We start from the raw sequence: 614 nt of genomic DNA, 5'->3' as shown, positions 1-614 counted from the left end.
GGCCGAAGCGGTCGGCGGCACCTTCGTACGCGTCGACGTGACCGACGCCGAGCAGGTCGAGGCCCTCTTCAAGGCGGCGTACGACACCTACGGCAGCGTCGACATCGCCTTCAACAACGCGGGCATCTCACCGCCCGACGACGACTCGATCCTCACCACAGGACTGGAGGCGTGGAAGCGCGTCCAGGACGTCAACCTCACCTCCGTCTACCTCTGCTGCAAGGCCGCCATCCCGTACATGCAGCGCCAGGGCCGCGGCTCGATCATCAACACCGCGTCCTTCGTGGCCCGCATGGGCGCGGCGACCAGCCAGATCTCGTACACCGCCTCCAAGGGCGGGGTGCTCGCCATGTCCCGCGAGCTGGGCGTGCAGTTCGCCCGCTCGGGGTCGCTGGCGAACAGCTCCCGCAGCAGCGGGGTGTTGACCGGGCCCGGGCAGAGCGCGTTGACGCGGATGCCCTCGCGGGCGAACTGCACGCCCAGCTCGCGGGACATGGCGAGCACCCCGCCCTTGGAGGCGGTGTACGAGATCTGGCTGGTCGCCGCGCCCATGCGGGCCACGAAGGACGCGGTGTTGATGATCGAGCCGCGGCCCTGGCGCTGCATGTACGGGA

The 614-nt window shown here is 69.7% G+C and carries 2 pseudogenes; one reads left to right on the top strand and one right to left on the bottom strand.

From position 1 onward, the window contains the following. Positions 1–392 (top strand): annotated as a pseudogene (locus J0695_RS39130) (SDR family oxidoreductase); the annotation flags it as partial. Between the two features lie 58 nt (positions 393–450). Here the strand turns inward: J0695_RS39130 and J0695_RS44655 are convergent. After that, positions 451–552, bottom strand: a pseudogene (locus tag J0695_RS44655) (short-chain dehydrogenase); the annotation flags it as partial. Positions 553–614 lie beyond the last annotated feature (62 nt).

The sequence above is a fragment of the Streptomyces beijiangensis genome (assembly GCF_017315755.1).
GTDB classification, from domain to species: Bacteria; Actinomycetota; Actinomycetes; order Streptomycetales; family Streptomycetaceae; genus Streptomyces; species Streptomyces beijiangensis.
Note: the sequence above shows the minus strand (reverse complement) of the source record. Positions and strands in the feature narration are given on the sequence as shown.